This is a genomic window from Frankia sp. AgKG'84/4, assembly GCF_023242965.2.
Classification (GTDB): domain Bacteria; phylum Actinomycetota; class Actinomycetes; order Frankiales; family Frankiaceae; genus Frankia.
In genome coordinates this window covers 1-1,653 of sequence record NZ_JALKFU020001044.1, presented here as the reverse complement: position 1 = coordinate 1,653, position 1,653 = coordinate 1, and the positions used below count along the sequence as shown (strand labels likewise).

Below are 1,653 nucleotides of genomic sequence, written 5' to 3'. Positions count from 1 at the left end.
GTCGCGAGCGCCGCCCGGGCCGGCTCCGGCAGCCGGGCCGGGGGCAGGCGCACCTCGTCGAGGGCGACGGGGGGGCTGGGCTGGCCGGTGATGCCCAGGTAGGCCAGCAGGCGACGAGTGGCCGCCGGCAGCGGGTCGTGGGCCACCGCCGGACCCCACCCCCACCAGACGGGTTCGGTAGCGGCGATCCCGCGGGATGCATCGGTGCTCGTCATGGTCACCTCGGTGCGCCTGATCGATCCGGATGGACTCCAGCCCGCGTCGATGTGACAGTGGCCGTAACATTGTCACACCGGCTCGATCCACGATGGCACACCCGAGGCCGGCCCGCCGGCCCGCCGGCCAGGTCGGCGTCTCGGGATGGGAGAAGCGCGTGATGCTCGACATCGACCGCGGCCGGGCCGTCCAGACGGGCCCGCGGCCCAGGCCGTGGCCGGGTGAGGCGGCGGTTCTCGACGCGGCGACGACGACCCTGCTGGCGGTCGGGGTGCGCCGCACGACGCTCACCGAGGTCGCCCGCCGCGCCGGGATGAGCCGGATGACCCTCTACCGGCGCTGGCCCGACCTGCGAGCCCTCGTCGGGGACGTGATGACCAGGGAGTGGAGCCGGATCCTCACCGACGCGGCGATCCTGGCCGCGCACGACCCAGACCACGACAGCCTCGACAGCCTCGTCGAGCAGATCGTGGCGACCGTCGAGGCGTTCCGGACGAACCCGGTCTACCTGCGGATCATCGAGACCGATCCGGAGCTGCTGCTGCCGTACCTGACCGAGCGCCGCGGCGCGACCCAGCAGATGATCGTGGGTCTGCTGACCGCGCGGCTCGACGCGGCCGCGCGGCACGGGGCGGTGCGCGGCGCCGACCCGGAGGCGCTCGCGGTGATGCTGCTGCTCGTCGTCCAGTCGTTCGTGCTGTCCGGGAGCGCGCTCGCTGGCACCGTTCCCGCCGGCACCCAGGTCGCCGAGCTGCGCCACCTGCTGCACGCCTACCTCGCCCCACCGGCTCCACAGCCGCCGCGAGGCCCACAACCACCGCGAGGCCCACAACCACCGCGAGGCCCACAACCGCCGCGAGCCCCACAACCGCCGCGAGCCCCACAGCCGCCGGCCGCGGAAACGCCGCCCGTCAGCGGACAGGCCGCGTCGTGAGCGCCGCGACCGGGACGCTCCCGCCCGGGGACACCTCGCTGAACGCCGGGCGGCGGGAACGGGAGCTGGCCGAACTCGCCGGCGGCGAGTGGATGGACCTGATCGTGATCGGCGGCGGGGTCACCGGGGCCGGGGCCGCGCTGGACGCCGCGTCGCGGGGGCTGCGGGTCGCTCTCCTCGAGGCCCATGACCTCGCCTTCGGGACGAGCCGGTGGAGCTCGAAGCTCGTTCACGGCGGGCTGCGCTACCTCGCTCACGGCGACCTCCCGGTGGCCTGGGAGAGCGCCGTGGAACGCGACATCCTGATGCGGCGCACCGCGCCGCACCTCGTCCGGGCGCTGCCGATGGTGACCCCGCTTACCCCGCTGGTGTCGCGGCCGACCGCGGCGTTGGTGCACGCCGGCCTGCACGTCGGCGACGCGCTGCGCCGCGCCTAGGCCAGGAAGGCGGGCTTGAACACGTCCTCGGCCCACTGCCGGAAGGTCGTCGCGGTCGTGGCCTCG

1 protein-coding gene and 2 pseudogenes are annotated in these 1,653 nt (G+C 75.0%); 2 read left to right on the top strand and 1 reads right to left on the bottom strand.

Annotated elements, in window-relative coordinates; translation table 11 throughout:
* A pseudogene (locus MXD58_RS27150) lies at window positions 1–215 on the bottom strand (FAD-binding oxidoreductase); the annotation flags it as partial.
* Between the two features lie 161 nt (window positions 216–376).
* On the opposite strand from MXD58_RS27150, the gene MXD58_RS27145 reads away from it, so the two are divergent.
* Together MXD58_RS27145 and MXD58_RS27140 are read left to right on the top strand one after the other, a co-directional pair.
* Window positions 377–1,150 (top strand): TetR/AcrR family transcriptional regulator, encoded by a 774-nt coding sequence (locus tag MXD58_RS27145; protein WP_248839178.1) that lies wholly within the window; start codon window positions 377–379, stop codon window positions 1,148–1,150.
* Window positions 1,147–1,581: pseudogene (locus MXD58_RS27140) on the top strand (FAD-dependent oxidoreductase); the annotation flags it as partial. The gene MXD58_RS27145 and the pseudogene MXD58_RS27140, both read left to right, overlap by 4 nt.
* Window positions 1,582–1,653: the final 72 nt, after the last annotated feature.